We start from the raw sequence: 18,786 nt of genomic DNA on the forward strand, positions 1-18,786 counted from the left end.
TTAGTAACATGAAATTACCATCCGTAAATGTTAAATATATTAAGAAAAGTTATAAATGGATTATATTTTTAATATTTATTATTATTTTAATGATAATAGGTTTCTTTTTATGGGCACGTCAACCTTTAGCTAATGCAAAAAGTCAGGCTAAAGGTATTGCTGAAAAAAAAGCTAAAATAGTTAAATTTGATAAATTTTTTATGTCTGATTTAAATAGAACCTATTATACCATTCAAGGTAAAGATAAATATCAAAATGAAAATTATGTAATTATCGATAAAAAAACTGGCAATATCAACATTGTCCCATTAAAGAATACTATTTCTCAAGATTCTGCAACTAATATTGCTAATAGTAGAATTAATATCAACAAGCTTATTAGTACAGCACCAACTTTATTTAACAATAAACCTGCGTGGTTAGTTAGTTATTTTGATAATAAAAATACATTGTGCTATATAACTATTGATTTAAAAAATGGAAAAGTTATACAATCAATTTCTAATGTGTAATTATGAAATAAGGTGATATATTTATGGATAGATTTGCAAAATTGTTGTTACAGTCAGGACAAACTAGTATTTCTAACTATTTATTAAAAAATTATACAAAATTAGGAATGAATAGTGATGAACTAATCATGTATTTGCAAATTAAAAGAAACATTGATATGGGAAATTATTTACCAGATATAGAAATTATTATTAATGCTACAGGATTCTCGAAAAATAAAGCATATGAGATATTGCATGAACTAATTCAGAAAAAAATAATGCAAATTAAAACATTAAAAAATAAAAATGGACATTCATTTGATGTATATGATTTTGAATTAATGTACGACAAATTAAGTCAATTAAGTGATGTATCTGATGATATTAATCATAAAGATAAGGTTGCAGAAAATACTAATAAAGAAAATAATATGACTGCAACTGAAAGAAAAAATGTATTTAAACAAATTGAATCTGAATTCGGTAGGCCACTTTCTCCAATGGAACTGGAAGAAATAAGTGCTTGGATAGATAAAGATAAGTATGATACTAAATTAATTTCACTTGCCTTAAGAGAAGCTGTATTAAATCAAGTTTATAGTTTAAAATACATTGATAGAATATTGATCAATTGGAATAAGTCTAATATTAGAACTCCTGCTGATGTTGAAAATATGAGAAATAAGCGGGAAAGTCATAATAAGTCAAGAAATAATAAATCAAACAATAATGATGACTTTAAAATACCTATAATAAAATTAGATAAATAAAAGAATCCCGTACCTATTAAATAAGGTACGGGATTCTTTTATTTATCTGGATGAAGTATTAAACTTACTACTTATTAGTGGTTGAATCATTTTGAATAGATTGATGACCATTCTTAAAGTATTCATTTAATCCATTTGATTTAACAGATGTAACATCATTAGGTTTAACCCAATCTTCATTAGATTTATTTTGAGAAATATACTGCATTTCGTATTTATATATTCTTTGAGCAATTGCTGTTTGCTCAGCATTAATATAATTACCTGTTTGGAATTGATGATCATATCCTGTCCATACAGATAAAGAATAGTTTTGAGTGTATCCGGTAAACCATGAGTCCATAGCTGCATAAGAAGGTAAATAACCTTGATATGATCCTTCAGGATATTGAGTAGTACCAGTTTTACCAGCTTCATATAGTCCTGGAACTTTAGCTTCGGTTCCTGAACCATAAGGCAAGTTCATAACACCCTTAAGCATATAATTCATCATAAATGCTGTAGAAGGTGACATAGCTTGAACTCCATTTGATGAAATATTATGAGATACATTATCTGGAGTGACAACTCGATTAATCAAGTAAGGTTTGTGATAAGTACCATTATTTGCAAAGGCAGCATAAGCAGCAGCTTCTTGTTCCGGAGAAATGTAAAGCCCAATACCATTTTGTAGGTTAAGAGTGCTATTAAAATTCATCCCCAATGAAGATAAGAATCTAGTAGCATTATTAATTCCTACATTTTGCAACGTCCTAATAGCTGGAATGTTTCTAGATTCAGCTAAAGCTTTACGCATGGTAATAGTTCCTTGATAACGATAATCAAAATCCTTTAATTGTACGTTAGTTCCTGGATAAGTGTATGGAGTATCATGAACTAATTGATAGGTTGGATAATTTAAATATTCAAGAGCAGGGCCATAATCCATAAGGGGCTTGGCAGTGGAACCACTAGATCTGTCTGTTTGAACAGCTCGATTTAATCCAAATTGAATATCAGTTTTACGACTACCAATCATTGCATTAACAGCACCAGTTTTTGGATCTACTAAAGTTGCTCCAACTTGCATAGTATCATTAGGGAATCCTACACGATTATCATTATTGGCTAAATCATACAATTTCTTTTGTGCAGATAAATCTAAATTAGTATGAACACTTAATCCAGATTGAGGATTATAACCACGGGATTTTAATTCTTGTATAACTTTACCAACATATGAATCAACATATTTTTCATTAACATTAGTTAAATCACTAGTTTTATGATTCTGAGTTAAACCATTTTTGATACTTTCATTTTTAGCTGCATTGGCTTGTTTAGCTGTAATAGTGTTATTGCTTGCCATCGCATCTAAAACAGTATCTCTTCTTTCTTTAGCTAATTTTGGATGATTATATGGATTGTAAAATGTTGGTGCTTGAGGCATCCCTGCTAGCATAGCAGCTTGAGCTAATGAAAGCTGATTTAACTTCTTACCATAATAGTATTCAGAAGCAGTTTGCATACCATAAACACTAGCATTATTGCCACCCATATAAACTTTATTAATATAGAATTCTAATATTTTTTGTTTAGAATATTTTCTTTCTACTTGTAAAGCTAGCCAAGCATCTTGAGATTTACGTTTAATAGTACGATCTTTATTGCTTGTAGAAAAAACAGATAGTTTTACAAGTTGTTGAGTTAAAGTCGAGCCACCTTGAGAAATATCATCACTAGAATGTAAATTAGTTAAAGATGCTCCTAAAATTCTAATAGGGTCAACCCCATGATGCTTATAAAAACGTCTATCTTCAATTGAAACGACAGCATCTTTTAACCTTTTAGGGATGTCTTTGGATTTAACATAATCTCGATTTTGAGCACCCATTCTATAAATTACATGATTAGAGTTATCATAAATTTTCGTTGAATTATCACTGGATAAAGAATTATAAGTGATTTTGGGAGCACTAGATGCATAATATGCAAATACTCCAGTTCCAATAATAATCATTAAAGAAACAAAGGCTAAAACACCTAAAATAGTCCTTTTTATTATTTTACCAGCACGACTCTTTTTATACTTACCCTGATTACGCTGTACACGCGTATTATCTTTTGAATCCCTTTGTGACATTATGATTCTCCTTTACTATTTAATAACTTGTCTACTGCTCTTAAATAGGGAATAGTAGGATTTAGTGAATATTGAATATTAATACCCAGTTTTCTAATTATATCCTTTTTTATTGATTTTTTTCCACCATTAAATTGATTGTCCCAATATGTAAATAAATCAGTGGCCTTAAATAAAAATAGCTCATCTGTTCGAACAAATTTAATAAGTGCAAAACAAAGGCCACCTTGTTGTACACATTGTCGCATATGTTCAACTTGATGTTTATGAAAATTAGCTAATGGAAAAGAAGTTTTATTTTTGGTTTCTTTCGCATCAAAATCAATATATTTTCCACGGTAAACCCCGTTATAATCGGTAGTAGAAGCTTTTCTAAAATAAGCTTCCTTAATCACAGCAGCACTACGCTTAGGATAATCAACTTTAACAATTTGAACAGGAGTGGGTTTCTTATGAATCACAGCTATATTTTTATGAAGATAATAATTATTGCTGTCATTAATTTCCTGTTCAAGGGTCATCCCACGATCACCATAAATAGTTAGTTTATGATGAGAATGTTGTTCATTATGATTCTTCTTTAAAGGTTTATTAGTAGAAACTTTATAAGATGAACCATTAGGATAATGAATTGCCATTATTACCACCTTTCATTTAATATATAATTATAATTCAAATTTTAATTAACAACATTATACCATTAGTACAAAAATCTTAATAACCTAGGAAGTGAAAAAATTGAGTAGATTATGGATAACTGGATATAGAAGCTATGAATTGGGAATTTTCAAAAATAATGATCCAAAGAAAACTGTAATCGATAAAGTAATTAAGGATAACTTATCACAAGAAATTATGGATGGTGTTGATTGGATAATTACTGGCGGACAATTAGGCATAGAGCAATGGAGTGTCGAGGTTGCAAATCAACTGAAATCAGAATATCCAGATGAGTTTAAAACATCTGTTATGCTACCATTTCAAAAATTTGGTGAAAAATGGAATGATGATAATAAAATGTCATTACAAAGATGTATCCAACATTCTGATTTTTCAGCTAGTGTTTCTAATGAACCATATAAATCACCAATACAATTAAAAGCATATCAAAAATTTATGTTAACACACACAGATAAAGCTTTATTAATATATGATTTAGATCATGAGGGTAAAACTAAATATGATTACAATCAAATCAAACAATATTCAGATCACAATGATTATGATTTAAGAATGATTGACTTTGATGATTTACAAGAAGCTGCAACAGAATATGAAAATAGTATAAAAAAATTCAAAGAATAGATTTGAAATAATTACATAATATGTTAAAATAATATTTGTTCGTGATTATTTCAGATATGAGGTGTGAAATATGAATAATATTCAATATACCACCAAAGATATTTTGCAAAAAGAATTTAAGCAAAAAATGCGTGGGTATGATCCTAATGATGTTGATACTTTTTTAGATAGTGTAATTAAAGATTATCAAAGTTTTGATAAAAATTTTAGTGATCTAAAAGAAGAAAATGAAAAACTAAAAGCAGAAATTAAAGATCTAGAAGGTCAAATTAATAACCAAAATAGTTATCAATTTAATCAAAGATCAGCAGAATTTGCTGCTAATAATCCACAACCATCTAATCATGAGCAGGTTAATAGTGTTGAAGCAGACTTATTAAAACGAGTTTCTAACTTAGAAATGAGAGTCTTTGGATCTAATTAATTAACCATTAAAATTGTATAAAATTGGTGTATATCCTGAGTAATCGCGGCTAACTTAAGTTGGCTGAGGAAAGTCCACTCTCGCACAAGCTGCGATGCTTGTAGTGTTCGTGCTCGGTGAAAAAATAAGCCGGGGGACTACTTATGTAGTAATGGCGAAGAAAAAAGCTAAGGATTTATCTATGCTTTAGTACTTCTGAAAGTGCCACAGTGACGATACAATATTGGAAACAGTATTGGTGGAACGCGGTAAACCCCTCGAGCGGGAAACCCAAACTTTGGTAGGGGAGCTTCACACACGGAAATTGAACCAAGTGTGGGGGAGAAACTTATGTTTCTGAGATAGATGATTACTACTTCAAAATTTTAAAGGCCTGACTTAATTTTGAAGCACAAAACATGGCTTACAGGGATGTACACCATTCAGGACGAGTGGAAGTTTTCTTCCACTCTTTTTTTATACTTAAAATTATATTTTTAATAAGAGGTAATATGAATGAAAAAATTTAAATTAATGGCAACTTGTGCAGCTGGGATTGAAGCCCTTGTTGGTAGAGAATTACGTGACTTAGGATATGAAACTCAGGTCGAAAATGGGCGTGTAAGATTCGAAGGTTCAATTGAAGATATTATTAAAGCTAATTTATGGCTTAGAACGGCTGATCGTATTGAAATCATTGTAGGGGAATTTAATGCTAAAACTTTTGAAGATCTTTTCCAAAGTATCAAACAATTACCATGGGATAAATTGTTACCAATGGATGCACAATTCCCAATGAATGGTCGTTCACATAATTCTACATTACATAGTGTTCCGGATGTCCAATCAATTGCTAAGAAAGCGGTAGTAAACAAATTAAGCGAAATTTACCATCGTCGTACACGTCTTCCAGAAACTGGTGCACTTTATAGTTTAGAAACTAGAATTAATAAGGATCATGTTATTGTAACTCTAGATACTACTGGAGAAAGCCTATTTAAACGTGGATACCGTGTAGCAAAAGGACCAGCTCCATTAAAAGAAAATATGGCAGCCGCATTAATTTTACTAACTAACTGGTATCCAGATATGCCTTTCTTAGATCCAATGTGTGGTTCTGGAACCATCCCTATTGAAGCAGCACTAATGGCTAGAAACATTGCTCCTGGATTTAATCGTGATTTCTCTTGTGAAGAATGGGAATGGGTAGATAATGAAATGGTATCTACAATCCGTGATGAAGCAGATAGTAAAGCCGATTATGATAAAGAAATTGATATTATGGCATCAGATGTTGACGGTAATTTAATTGATGCCGCAAAAGTGAACGCACAAGAAGTGGGCTTGCTACATGATATTCAATTTAAACAACTTGCTGTGCAAGATTTTAAAACAGATAAAATTAATGGAGTGGTTGTATCTAACCCTCCATATGGCGAAAGATTAAGTGATAAAGCTAGTGTAATAAAATTATATAAAGATTTAGGAAAAGTATTTAGACCTATGGATAGTTGGTCCAAATACTTCTTAACTAGTGATTTAGAGTTCGATAAATCATATGGACAAAAGGCCACTAAAACTAGAAAACTTTATAACGGATCATTGAGAACCGATTATTTCCAATTTTGGGGTCATAAAATTAGAAAGTAAAAGGTGAAAAACTTGAAAAAGAATATTGCAATTATCGGTGGAGGAATTGTAGGATCTACTACTGCATATTATTTAAGTAAGTTAGATCATAAACATGAATTTAATGTGATTATGTATGATGATGGTAAAGGTCAGGCTACCAAGGCGGCTGCCGGAATCATTTCACCATGGTTATCCAAGCGTAGAAATAAAAAATGGTACAATCTTGCTCGTGATGGAGCAACTTTGCTATCTGATATTGCTAAAGAAACTAATATGTCTAAAGATATATATGATCAATGTGGAACCATTATTACTAGGGATGACCAAGATAAACTAAATGATCTATACCAAAAAGCTTTAGTTAGAACCAAAGAAACAAAAACCATCGGTAATGTTTACAAACTAAATGCTAATGAGGTTAAAAGTAAAATTCCCTTATTAACTAAATCTTTACCAGGAGTATTGGTAACCGGTGGAGCAAGAATTGACGGTGGAAGGTTTGCTAAACATTTAAAAAACATTGCTCAGTCTAATAACTTAAAAATTGTAAACAAAAAAGTTGCCATTAATGATGAAGGAAAAATTCAATTAGAACAAGATTCCATTGAATATGATTACATCATTATAGCAACTGGTGCATGGATGAAAAAAACTTTATCTAATTTACCATTAGAAGTCGATGTAAGAGCACAAAAAGGGCAATTAATCGAGTTATCAACAAATAGTATACATTCAAATGCCAATATGCCAGTGTTAATGCCTGAGGGCGAAAGAGATTTCATTCCATTTAGTAATGGTAAATTAATTGTTGGCGCTACTCATGAAAATGACAAAGGTTTTGATTTACAACCAACAAGTGAAGTTATTGATGATTTGCTAGCTAGCGCTAATCGATTGGTGGATGGTTTAAATCAAGAAAACTTGGTTAAAATAAAAGTAGGTACTAGAGCATACACTTCTGATTTTGCACCATTTTTCGGTAACATCCCACAATATGAAAATATATTAGTTGGTGGTGGACTTGGATCATCTGGACTAACAACTGGTCCATTAATTGGTAAATTATTAGCTCATAGTATTGTAGATAAAAACAATATTGATCTAGACCAATACCGTAAGCCAATTGAAAATTACATTAAAAAAAATAATTAGTAAAAAGAATGAAGGGCTTGCTGCGCTAAATTGTGAGCACCTTCATTTTTTTTATCAGAAATCCAATTATTTATGACTAACAAAAACGAATCTTGTAATAACAAAATTTTATCTAATTGTGGCTGATAATGTTTTGCATAACGTTTTTCTAAACTTTCATAAACTATCTTGCTATCAGTATAGTAAATGATTGTTTCATTTTGCTTTGCGATTTCTTTGATTTTTTTAAAACCAATTAAACATGCTTCAAACTCCGCACTATGATTGTTTTTGGCATTTAATTTAGTTTTAATTTGCCTTTGATTTTTATCGTGAATTATAAGAATTCCACCAGAACTATCACCAGATTTGTTCATAGTAGCTGCATCAGTGTATAATTTAAACATAATATAATTTCTCCTATAAGAAGGTGTTTTTCTATGATAACCCAAAAACGAACATTTTTATATCAACCAGGAATACTTTCATCCATAATTACATGGAGTTGGACATTTGCCTTACTATTTGTGGGGATAATATTCTGGCTTGAAGTAACTCATTTTCAGCAAATAACATTATTCTTCTTTATAATATTTTTGCTATTTTCTATTTTTCAATTGTCATTTCGTAAAATAACTATTGAAAAAAATCAAATCACAATTGGTAGATTACTAAATCCAAGATGGATTAAAGTTAGCATTGATGATATTGATGATTACAGATTCACAAAGCATCGTGCTATTATCATAATTAATAATAAGAAACATGAGTTTTTATTACCAGTTAACTCAATTATTGAACTAAATAGTATAATTAGCAAAAAAGGATAAAGGAGTTGCACAATCCATGAAAACAGACATTGAAATTTCACAATCAACTAAACTAGATAAAATCAACTTAATTGCCAAAAAGTTAGGCTTGTCTGAAAAAGATATTGAAAACTATGGGGATTACAAAGCAAAAATTAATTTACCAATCAAAAAACAAAAAGATGGTAAATTAATTTTAGTAACATCAATCAATCCAACCGCTGCTGGAGAAGGTAAGACCACTCTAACTATTGGTTTAGGGGATGCTTTCAATCAAATTAATAAGAATTGTGCAATTGCTTTAAGAGAACCTTCATTAGGACCAGTTATGGGAATCAAAGGTGGTGCTACTGGTGGTGGATATGCTCAAGTAGCTCCAATGGAGGATATTAATTTATTTTTCACTGGTGACTTTCCAGCCATTACCGAAGCTCATGATACTTTATCTGCATTAATTGATAATCATATTCATCATGGCAACCAATTAAATATCGATCCTAGACAGGTCGAATGGAAACGTGTAGTAGATATTAATGACCGTGAATTGCGTCACGCAATTGTTGGATTAGGTGGACGTACTTCTGGTGTTCCACGTGAAGATGGTTTTGATATTACAGTAGCTAGCGAAATTATGGCTGTTTTATGTTTAAGTAATGATTTAAAAGACTTGAAAAATAAATTGGGAAAAATTTTAATTGCATATACTTATGATAAAGAACCAATAACAGTAAATGACTTAGGTGTTACTGGAGCACTTGCTTTATTATTAAAAGATGCTATTAAACCAAACTTAGTACAAACACTAGAACATACCCCAGCATTTATTCATGGAGGACCATTTGCTAACATTGCCCATGGTTGTAATAGTATTTTAGCCACAAAAGCAGCCATTCATTCTGCCGATTATGCCATTACTGAGGCTGGATTTGGGGCTGACTTAGGTGGAGAAAAGTTCTTAGACATTACTGCGCCTAAAATTGGTAAAAACCCGGATGCAATTGTTATTGTTGCTACAATTCGTGCATTAAAGCTTAATGGTGGCGTTAACAAAAATGATTTAGACAATGAAAATGTTGAGGCATTATTAAATGGTGCTGATAACCTAGGACGCCATATTAAAAATATGAAGCAATATGGTAAACCAGTTGTTGTAGCAATTAATAAATTCAATAGCGATACTATTAATGAAATGAAAGCATTAGATCAATATATTAATGATCAAGGGGTTAAAGCAATTAATACCGATGTGTGGGACAAAGGTGGCAAAGGTGCTATTGATTTGGCTAATGAATTGGTTGCAGCTTGCGATGAGCAGCATGATTTTAAACCTTTGTATAACAGAAACGATGATATATTAACTAAAATTAATAAGGTAGTTAAAAACATTTATGGTGGCTCCAACGTTGAATTAAGTTCTAAAGCTCAGAGTCAACTTAAGGCCATTAAAAAACGTGGTTGGGATAAGATGTCCGTATGTATAGCAAAAACACAATATTCATTTACTGATAATTCTAAATTACTTGGTGCGCCTGATAATTTCACTATTCACGTAAGAGAATTACAACCTCGCTTAGGAGCTGGATTTATAGTTGCTTTAACCGGTAAAGTTCTTACGATGCCAGGATTGCCTACTCATCCCGCCGCATTAGACATGGACATCAATAATGATGGTAAAATTAAAGGACTATTTTAAAGGAGAATTATAATGCCGATATTTTATGCTATGTTGAGCATGATTTTTTTAATTGGTGCTGATCAAATTACTAAATATTTAATTGCAACTCATATTGCTGAAAATGATGTTACTAATTTAATTCCAGGGTTAATATCTTTTACTAATTTGCATAATAATGGTGCAGCTTGGAGTATCTTACAAGGACAACAATGGTTGTTTAGTTTAATTAGCATTGTTGCAATATTTGTAATTTGTTATTTTATGTATAAATTAAGGAACAAAAAAGTATATGAAATAAGCTTGGTAATTTTATTATCAGGAATAATTGGTAACTTTATTGATCGATTATTTCAAGGCTATGTTGTAGATATGGTGCAATTAGACTTTATTAATTTTCCAGTTTTTAATGTTGCTGATTCATGCATTACAATTGGAATTATAATTTTATTCATAGCAATATTAAGAGATGGTGATTTAAATTAAAAATAAACTTGAATTTTGTGCAACCGAAAACGATAAAAGACTAGACAAATCAATTGCTAATCATTTTAACGATATTAGTCGTTCAAGAGCAAAAAATTTAATTGAAGAACAAATGGTAAAGGTGAATGATGAATTAAAAAAGCCAAAATATGATTTAAAACAAGGGGATAATGTAGTTATTAATATCCCAGAACCTAAAACATTAGATTTAGAGCCAGAAAATATTCCTTTAGATATCGTTTATGAGGATAACGAAGTCTTAGTTGTGAATAAACCGCAAGGGATGGTTGTGCACCCCTCACCTGGTCACCCTGATCATACTTTAGTAAATGCTTTGTTATTTCATACTCCTTTATCCAATATTAATGGTACTTTTAGACCAGGAATTGTTCATCGAATTGACAAAGACACATCAGGATTACTAATGATTGCCAAAAATAATGATGCCCACAAGTCATTATCAGAACAATTAAAAGCCAAGAGTAATATTAGAGAATACGTTGCTTTAGTACATGGAAATATTAAAGAAGACAAAGGTAAAATCGATGCACCCATTGGAAGGTCTAAAAAGGATCGTAAAAAGCAAGCGATTGTAGACGATGGTAAGCATGCTGTAACTCATTTTAAAGTCTTGGAAAGATTAGGTGAATATACATTAGTATCATGTGTACTAGAAACTGGACGCACCCATCAAATTAGAGTCCATATGAAATATATTGGGTATCCCTTAGTCGGCGATCCCTTATATGGACCTAGAAAAACAATTAAGGGTAATGGTCAATTTTTACATGCTGCTAAGTTAGGTTTTAAACATCCTAAGTCTGGTAAATTAATGGTATTTGATGCACCATTACCTAAAATTTTTAAACAAACAATTAATAATTTAAGAAATAGAATAAAATAACTAGGAGGATAAATTTAATGTCAAAAGTTGTAGTAGACAAAATGGCAATGCAACGCGCATTGACTAGAATTACTTATGAAATTATCGAAAAAAATAAAGGGGTTAATAGTTTAGTAATCTTAGGTATTAAGACACGTGGTGTTTACCTAGCAAAGCGTATTGCTAACCGTTTACAAAAATTAGAGAATAAAGAAGTTCCAGTAGTACAGCTAGATGTAACTAAATATCGTGATGATGTTAAACATACAGCTGATGATCCAAAAGTTGCTGATGATGATAAAGTTTCTTTAGACAATAAAAATGTAATCTTAGTCGATGATGTTTTGTTTACCGGTAGAACTATTAAATCTGCTTTTTCTGCAATTTCAGAATTAGGTCGTCCTGACAATATCCGTTTAGCAGTATTAATTGACCGTGGACATCGTGAATTACCAATTAGAGCAGATTTTGTAGGTAAAAATATTCCAACATCTAGAACTGAAAAAATTAAAGTTCAAGTTAATGAAATTGATGGTAAAGATTCAGTAGAAATCATTGATAAGTAATTAATTCTTAAATATATATTTAAGGAGCATGCTATGGCAACACGTTATTTAATATTAGAAGATGGGACATCTTACAAGGGTAAAGCATTTGGATCGCAAGCCACTACAACAGGTGAAATTGTGGTTAATTCAAATATGTTAGGTTATCAAGAAATTATTACTAATCAAATTTATCATAATCAAATTATCACCTTTACTCAGCCATCGATTGGAAATACTGGTATTAATCATAAAAGTTTTGAATCTATTGTTACCAACGCAAAAGGCATTATTGTGCGTGAATACTCTAATATTTCTACAAATAGATTAGGTAATTTAACTTTAGATCGTTTTTTAAAGCAACATAATATTCCAGGCATTGCGGGGATTGATACTAGAGAATTAACCCATCGTATTAGAAGAAATAAGTCAATGAAGGCTAGCATTGTTGATGTTAATGATGAACATGCTTTTGACCAACTAAATGCAGCAGTATTAACTAATCAACAGGTAAAACAGGTTTCTACAAAAGCACCATTTCCTAATACAGGCGATGGCTATAACATTATATTAATTGACTTTGGCTTAAAATATGGCATTTTACGCCGTTTAGCTGAATTAGATTGTAACGTTATTGTGATGCCATGGAATACAAGTAGTAAGGAAATTATGGATTTAGATCCCGATGGAGTAATTTTATCTACCGGTCCTGGTTCGCCTAATGACTTACCTGAATCAGTACTAAATATGATAAGAGAGACTCAAGAAAAATTACCGATGTTTGCTATGGGGTTAGGACACGAGTTATTTGCGTTAGCTAACGGTGCTGAAACTTATAAATTAAATGTTGAGCATCACGGCAGTAATCATCCCATTAGACAAATTATCACTAATCAAATTATATATGCATCACAAAGCCAAGGGTATGCAGTCGATCCTAAATCAATCAAACATGATCAGTTATTAATAACTTTTATTGATTTAGTAAATGGAACTGTCCAGGGTATTAGGCACCGTGATTTTCCTTCATTTTCAGTTCAATTTTCTCCAGATGGTGGACCTGGGCCTGAAGATACTGTTGACTTATTCGAAGAATTTTTAGAAAACGTTAGCTCACAAAGGAGATAACTGAAATGTTTAATAATGAAATAAAAAAAGTCTTAATACTTGGAAGTGGTCCATCTTCGATTGGCAACGAAACTGAATTGGATTCTGCAGCTTTTCAAATGATGGTTGCTCTTAAAAGAAATGGAATTAAAACCTTAATTATGGACAATAATCCATTCTCTTTGACTATGACTGAAGTTCAATCTGCTAATACTTTTGTAAAAGAAATCAATTTAAAAAATGTATTAGAAGTAATTAAGAAATCAAAACCAGATGCAATTATTCCTACTGTGGGTGGCTTAAGAGCAATTCATATTACTCAGGAATTAATGAATCAAGGTATCTTAAGAGACTTGAATGTTCAAGTGTTAGGAATATCAGAAGCAGCATTAAAAACAGTTAATGATTCTAATCGAATGAAAACAGTCATTCAACAATCGGATGAACCATGTATACCATCTAAGATTGTTAATAATGAATCTGAAGCGTTTGATGTAGTTAGACAAATTGGTTTTCCCGTTATAATTAAACCAATTAATCAAAAAGATTCTGTTAAACGAAAAGTATGTAAAAATACAGATGAATTATCTTACTTTTTGGAAAATACATTTGATGAACAAAATAAAAAATGTATAGTTGAAAAAAGTGTTGTGGGTTTTAAACAAATTGAAATGGTAGGGATTAGGGATGAAAATGGTACTAAGATTTTAGTCAACGGATTAGAAAATGTTGATGCCGTTGGTGTACATTCTGGTGATTCAATTGTGGTATCTCCAATTCAGACATTAACTGACATTGAATATCAGAACTTAAGAACGGCCACTTTTAAAATTATGGAAAATCTTGATATCGTAGGAGTATGCCACTTACAATTTGCTTTAAGTGCAAAAGATAATCTATATTTTATAACCAAGATTAATCCATTAGTAAATCAAAGTACCGCTTTTTCTGCGAGAGCAACTGGTTATCCATTAGTCTATACTTGTACTAATTTAATGTTGGGTAAACAGTTAAATGAAATTCAATTGCCGGAAAAATATAATCATTTAACCGCTGTTATGGAACCTTCCTTAGACCATATAGTAGTTAAAATTCCTATTTGGCCATTTGAAAATATCCCTCAGGCTAGTCAAAGACTAAATACTGTGATGAAATCTGTGGGATCAACGATTGGGGTCGGTAGGACTGTAGAGGAAGCTATGCTAAAAGCACTAAGAAGTTCGCAATTTAGTCCTAGAGATGTACTTCCAAGTATGAAAGATCTCGATAATGATGAATTAATTAACAGACTAATTCATCCTCAATCGAATCGATTGTTAGTATTAATTGAAGCTATTAGAAGGGGCTATCAGGTTGATGATTTAGAAGAATTAACTAAAATAAATCAATTTTATTTTTATAAATTAAAAAAATTATTGGATGTTGAAAAGTTAATCGTTAATCACCCCATGGATCTAAATACTATTGAGCATGCCCACCAATTTGGTTTTGGTGATGGCATGATGGCTGAAACTTGGAATATCCCTATCCAAAAGGTACGTGATATTTATCATCAATACAATGAGTATCCAACCTATAAGTCAATTGAATCTTCAGCTGGTGAATTAGAACAAAATATAGAATCTTTTTATAGTAGCTTTGAAAAAGAAAATGAATCGCATAAAGAGTCACAAAAAACTGCGTTAGTTATTGGTCGTGGCGGTAATAAATTAGGACCTAATACGGCAGCTGATTATTATACAGCAGAAGTGCTTATTCAATTACACAAATTAGGTTATAAAACAGTAGTAATGAATAATAATCCTAATGCTTTATCATTGTCACCACAAATTAGTGATAAACAATACATTGAGCCTATTCAATTAGGTGATATTTTAAATATCATTGAATTGGAAGAACCTGTTCGTGTTTTTGTTCCTGGTAATAGACACTTTTTAATGAAACAGTTAAAGGAATATACTGAATTAAATGTCCAAATATTACCACCTGATCAAGATACTGGTGTTATCTTACCTAAAAATGTGAGTTATGCACTAAATTTCTTTGTTACTAATGATAATAATTACTTTATTTCATCTGAAAAATTAATGAGTAATTTAAACAATGATTTGGATCATGTTACTAATTATGAGATGCCCTATATAGACATTGATTACAATCAATTAACAAAAAATATTAAAGAAGCATCTTTACACATTGATCAATCCAATTGGATTGGCTTAGTACAGATACTATTTAACGAAAAAGATAATGGAGAATCAGAGTATGTAGGAATTCGTCCATTAAGATTAACTGAAACCATCTTTTTAAGTAAAGCAACTGGTATTAATTGGATTCGTGAACTAGTTAAATTTTATACTAAAAGGTTCGATAGTAAAATTATTGATGAATTAAATACTAATCAAAATAGAATTACTACAATGCGTGCAACTTTTCCTTTTAAACAATTAAACATACACATTGACCATGGTAATAGTTCGCAAGAAATCGGTGCTAAATTAAAATTTAGATTAAAAGAGTAGGACAAGTTTCAAATTTAAAGATAAAATCCCAAAAATATAACGTATAAATGAAGTAAATTAAAAACTAAATATACAAAAAATGCTCATTAGAAATAATTGTTCTAATGAGCATTTTTTATAAACTATTTATTATTTGCTCTCAAATGTTTAACATCTGATTCCTTTGGTGTAACAAAAGCTGTCTTTTGTCCTTCATAAATAACTAAACCTGGTTTTGCACCATTTGGTTTTCTAACATGTTTAACTTTTACATAATCAACGGGAACGGTTGCGGAATCGCGTGCTTTAGAAAAATATGCAGCTAATTCAGCAGCTTGTTGAATTGTTTTTTCATCAGGATCAAATGACTTAATAATTACATGAGATCCATGAATCTTTTGTGTATGCAACCAAGTATCTCTTTTATCGGCATCCTTTAAAGTTAACTTATCATTTTGTAAGTTGTTTTTACCAACTAAAATTTGAATACCATTATCAGAAGTGAAGATTTCAGGTTTACTAATCTTTTGACGCTTATTCTTTTTAGATGCGTTTGGATTATGATTCTTCTTTAAATAACCTTCTTCCTTAAATTCTGTCTTAATATCAGTTAGATCAGCTGGATTTGCTAATTCAATTTGAGATAATACATTTTCAAAATATTCAATTTCTTCATTGGTTTTCTTTAATTGTTCATTAACATAGATAACCGCATTTTTAGATTTTTGATAACGCTTGAAATATTTTTGAGCATTCTCAGAAGGGGATAATTGATTAGACAATTTAATCTTTACTAATTTATTTTCATCATAGAAGTTAGGTAATTCAATTGATTTCATCCCACGTTCAATTTTATATAAATAAGTCGTTAATATTTCACCCTTAATTCTATATTCATCGGCTTTTTTTGTATTATCTAATGTTTTTTGTAGTTTCTTTTTCTTATTACGATTCTTCTTCAATTCATTTTTAGCGATATGAATTAAAGTACCACCTTGTTCCTTAACTCGATCTTTTTGAGCTCGACTAGCATAATATTTATCCAATAATTCACTCAGACTACTAAATTGGATATTTTTACTATTATTAATGAATGGGTAAACACTAAATTCTTCTTTGTTATTCTCATTAAATAAGAGGGTTGGTAATGGTTGGTTAAATTTTGCAAAGAATTTATTGAATAAAGTTTTGACGTCACCATCTTGGTGTAAATAATTGGCTAAATATAAAGAAGTGTCTTTTCCCAGTCCTTGAGTAATGTGTTGGATATTAGATGCTAGCAGCTCTTGATTAGGGTATTTGCTCTCTAATTCTTGAATTCTACTAATATCTGAATCACTAGTTTCAAATGGATCGAACATATTTTGTTTAGGTGGGGTAATGTATTGATCACCAGGTAATAAAGTACGATATCTATTTTTATCCGCACCGATACGCTTAACTGCATCTATAATTCGCATATCATCTTGTTTATCAACTAGAATAATATTACTATGTCTAGCCATAATTTCTACTATTAACAACATTTCTTTTAAATCACCAATTTCGTTTCTAGTGATAAAATGAAATCTCATGACTCTATCATTATCTACTTGTGACACTTTATTCAATATAGAACCACTTAGATGTTTTCTTAAAGTCATTGTAAAATTAGTAGGGACACTAGGGTTATTATAAGGAACATTAGTTACTTGGACTCTAGCATAGTTAGGATTGGCAGACATTAATAAAGGATAATTTTTATGATTAGCTCTAATTGCCATAATTACTTCATTATCATATGGTTGATTAATTTTTGATACTCTACCATTTGATAAAGTTTCGTTTAATTCTTTTGTCATTGCATGAGTGAATGATCCATCAAATGACATAATATCATCTCACTTTCGTTACTTTTGTCGACACATAATATTAGTATACATATTATATATATCATTATCAAAAAACCAATCTCACTTACGGTAATAGATATTTTAATGTTATAATTTATAAATAAATATAATTTTTAAGTAATTATTAATTTGAATTAAAGGGTGAAAAAACTAATAATGAAAATTGCAATTGTTACAGATAGTACTTCATATCTATCTAAAGAAGAACAAGAAAAATATAATATAAATGTAGTACCAATACCAGTAATTGTTGATGGAAAGAGTTACAACGAAGGAGTAGATATTTCCACAGAAGAATTCTATGACAAGTTACGTAACTCAGAATCTTTTCCTAGTACTTCACAACCACCTATGGGTGAAATGATTAACACTTACAATAAACTAGCTGATGAAGGTTATGATGCCGTTATTAGTATTCATTTAGCAAGTACTATTTCTGGATTTTATAATTCATTAGTATCTTTGGCACCCACTATTGAAAACATAAAGGTAATTCCTTACAATTCTAGGCTAACGGTTAAGCTAATGGGTAATCTAGCAATCGAAGCTGCAAAGATGGCACAAGCCAATCAAAATATTGATGATATTTTATCTAAAATGGATGAAATCAGAGCTACCATCAATGAAGTTTTCGTAGTAGACGATTTACAAAATTTAGTACGAGGTGGAAGATTATCTAATGCTTCTGCTTTTCTAGGAAGTTTATTAAAAATTAAGCCACTGCTTACATTTGACGATAAAACTAATGAAATCGTAGCTTTCGAAAAAGTTAGATCTCGTAAAAAGGCTTTAAAACGTACTGAAGAAATATTTAAGGAAGCTGTAAGCAACGTTGACTATCCAATTAAAGCAATGGTGATAAATGCTAATGATCCCGAATCAGGGGATGTTTGGGCCAAAAAAATTAAAGAAATGTATCCCGACATGACAGTAGAAAAAAGTTATTTTGGACCAGTCATTGGAACTCATCTTGGTGAAAAAGCTTTAGCTTTGGGATGGATGATTGATTCAGATAAATAAATTGTAACCAATTA

18 protein-coding genes and 1 other RNA gene are annotated in these 18,786 nt (G+C 30.7%); 15 read left to right on the plus strand and 4 right to left on the minus strand.

The annotated features are described in order from the left end of the window. The first annotated feature begins 8 nt into the window (after window positions 1-8). Window positions 9-512 carry a PepSY domain-containing protein gene (locus DY123_RS02480; RefSeq protein WP_140923977.1) on the plus strand — a complete coding sequence of 168 codons (504 nt, stop codon included), beginning with the start codon at window positions 9-11 and terminating at the stop codon, window positions 510-512. Between the two features lie 23 nt (window positions 513-535). Beyond that, a complete protein-coding gene (locus DY123_RS02485) occupies window positions 536-1,264 on the plus strand; it encodes a DnaD domain-containing protein (protein WP_140923979.1) in 729 nt (242 codons plus the stop codon). 67 nt (window positions 1,265-1,331) lie between these two features. On the opposite strand, the gene DY123_RS02490 is transcribed toward DY123_RS02485, so the two are convergent. Together DY123_RS02490 and recU are read right to left on the minus strand one after the other, a co-directional pair. Further along, on the minus strand, window positions 1,332-3,386 hold the full coding sequence (locus tag DY123_RS02490) for a transglycosylase domain-containing protein (RefSeq protein ID WP_140923981.1): 2,055 nt from the start codon (window positions 3,384-3,386) through the stop codon (window positions 1,332-1,334). Next, complete coding sequence (gene recU, locus DY123_RS02495) at window positions 3,386-4,024, minus strand: Holliday junction resolvase RecU (RefSeq protein ID WP_140923982.1); 639 nt, start codon at window positions 4,022-4,024, stop codon at window positions 3,386-3,388. Before recU ends, DY123_RS02490 begins: the two co-directional genes overlap by 1 nt. A 100-nt stretch (window positions 4,025-4,124) precedes the next feature. Here recU and DY123_RS02500 point away from each other — a divergent pair, with 100 nt between their 5' ends. From DY123_RS02500 to DY123_RS02520, 5 genes are all read left to right on the plus strand, one after another. Then, complete coding sequence (locus DY123_RS02500) at window positions 4,125-4,691, plus strand: SLOG family protein (protein WP_140923984.1); 567 nt, start codon at window positions 4,125-4,127, stop codon at window positions 4,689-4,691. A 70-nt stretch (window positions 4,692-4,761) separates the two neighbouring features. After that, complete coding sequence (gpsB, locus tag DY123_RS02505) at window positions 4,762-5,115, plus strand: cell division regulator GpsB (protein ID WP_140923986.1); 354 nt, start codon at window positions 4,762-4,764, stop codon at window positions 5,113-5,115. A 31-nt stretch (window positions 5,116-5,146) separates the two neighbouring features. Beyond that, window positions 5,147-5,526: RNase P RNA component class B (gene rnpB / locus DY123_RS02510), an RNA gene on the plus strand. 84 nt (window positions 5,527-5,610) lie between these two features. Beyond that, window positions 5,611-6,744, plus strand: coding sequence for a THUMP domain-containing class I SAM-dependent RNA methyltransferase (locus tag DY123_RS02515; protein ID WP_140923988.1), 1,134 nt, complete (start codon window positions 5,611-5,613; stop codon window positions 6,742-6,744). A gap of 12 nt (window positions 6,745-6,756) precedes the next feature. Further along, complete coding sequence (locus DY123_RS02520; protein ID WP_140923990.1) at window positions 6,757-7,878, plus strand: NAD(P)/FAD-dependent oxidoreductase; 1,122 nt, start codon at window positions 6,757-6,759, stop codon at window positions 7,876-7,878. Here DY123_RS02520 and DY123_RS02525 read toward each other — a convergent pair. After that, complete coding sequence (locus tag DY123_RS02525) at window positions 7,875-8,264, minus strand: ribonuclease HI family protein (RefSeq protein WP_140923992.1); 390 nt, start codon at window positions 8,262-8,264, stop codon at window positions 7,875-7,877. The genes DY123_RS02520 and DY123_RS02525 overlap by 4 nt on opposite strands. A 33-nt stretch (window positions 8,265-8,297) precedes the next feature. Here DY123_RS02525 and DY123_RS02530 point away from each other — a divergent pair, with 33 nt between their 5' ends. Genes DY123_RS02530 through DY123_RS02560 form a run of 7 tightly spaced genes read left to right on the plus strand, consistent with a single transcriptional unit; the run spans window position 8,298 to window position 15,881 of the window. After that, window positions 8,298-8,687 (plus strand): EbsA family protein, encoded by a 390-nt coding sequence (locus tag DY123_RS02530; RefSeq protein WP_108982645.1) that lies wholly within the window; start codon window positions 8,298-8,300, stop codon window positions 8,685-8,687. 16 nt (window positions 8,688-8,703) lie between these two features. After that, window positions 8,704-10,359, plus strand: coding sequence for a formate--tetrahydrofolate ligase (locus DY123_RS02535; RefSeq protein ID WP_140923994.1), 1,656 nt, complete (start codon window positions 8,704-8,706; stop codon window positions 10,357-10,359). Between the two features lie 18 nt (window positions 10,360-10,377). After that, the gene (lspA, locus tag DY123_RS02540) at window positions 10,378-10,824 is read left to right on the plus strand and encodes a signal peptidase II (RefSeq protein WP_140924219.1); all 447 of its coding nucleotides are present in this window, start codon (window positions 10,378-10,380) and stop codon (window positions 10,822-10,824) included. Continuing rightward, a complete protein-coding gene (locus tag DY123_RS02545) occupies window positions 10,820-11,728 on the plus strand; it encodes an RluA family pseudouridine synthase (protein ID WP_140936392.1) in 909 nt (302 codons plus the stop codon). Before lspA ends, DY123_RS02545 begins: the two co-directional genes overlap by 5 nt. Before the next feature lie 17 nt (window positions 11,729-11,745). Beyond that, window positions 11,746-12,273 (plus strand): bifunctional pyr operon transcriptional regulator/uracil phosphoribosyltransferase PyrR, encoded by a 528-nt coding sequence (gene pyrR, locus DY123_RS02550; RefSeq protein ID WP_140923997.1) that lies wholly within the window; start codon window positions 11,746-11,748, stop codon window positions 12,271-12,273. 33 nt (window positions 12,274-12,306) lie between these two features. Continuing rightward, on the plus strand, window positions 12,307-13,380 hold the full coding sequence (locus DY123_RS02555) for a carbamoyl phosphate synthase small subunit (RefSeq protein WP_140923999.1): 1,074 nt from the start codon (window positions 12,307-12,309) through the stop codon (window positions 13,378-13,380). Window positions 13,381-13,385: 5 nt separating this feature from the next. Next, a complete protein-coding gene (locus tag DY123_RS02560; RefSeq protein WP_140924001.1) occupies window positions 13,386-15,881 on the plus strand; it encodes a carbamoyl phosphate synthase preATP-grasp domain-containing protein in 2,496 nt (831 codons plus the stop codon). A gap of 122 nt (window positions 15,882-16,003) precedes the next feature. Here DY123_RS02560 and DY123_RS02565 read toward each other — a convergent pair whose 3' ends face one another. Next, entirely contained in the window at window positions 16,004-17,731 is a 1,728-nt protein-coding gene (locus DY123_RS02565; protein WP_140924003.1) for an NFACT RNA binding domain-containing protein, read from the minus strand. 177 nt (window positions 17,732-17,908) lie between these two features. Between DY123_RS02565 and DY123_RS02570 the strand changes: the two genes are divergently transcribed. Beyond that, window positions 17,909-18,772 (plus strand): DegV family protein, encoded by an 864-nt coding sequence (locus tag DY123_RS02570; RefSeq protein WP_140924005.1) that lies wholly within the window; start codon window positions 17,909-17,911, stop codon window positions 18,770-18,772. Window positions 18,773-18,786 lie beyond the last annotated feature (14 nt).

This window comes from Apilactobacillus micheneri (assembly GCF_006493595.1).
In the GTDB taxonomy this organism is placed as follows: domain Bacteria; phylum Bacillota; class Bacilli; order Lactobacillales; family Lactobacillaceae; genus Apilactobacillus; species Apilactobacillus micheneri.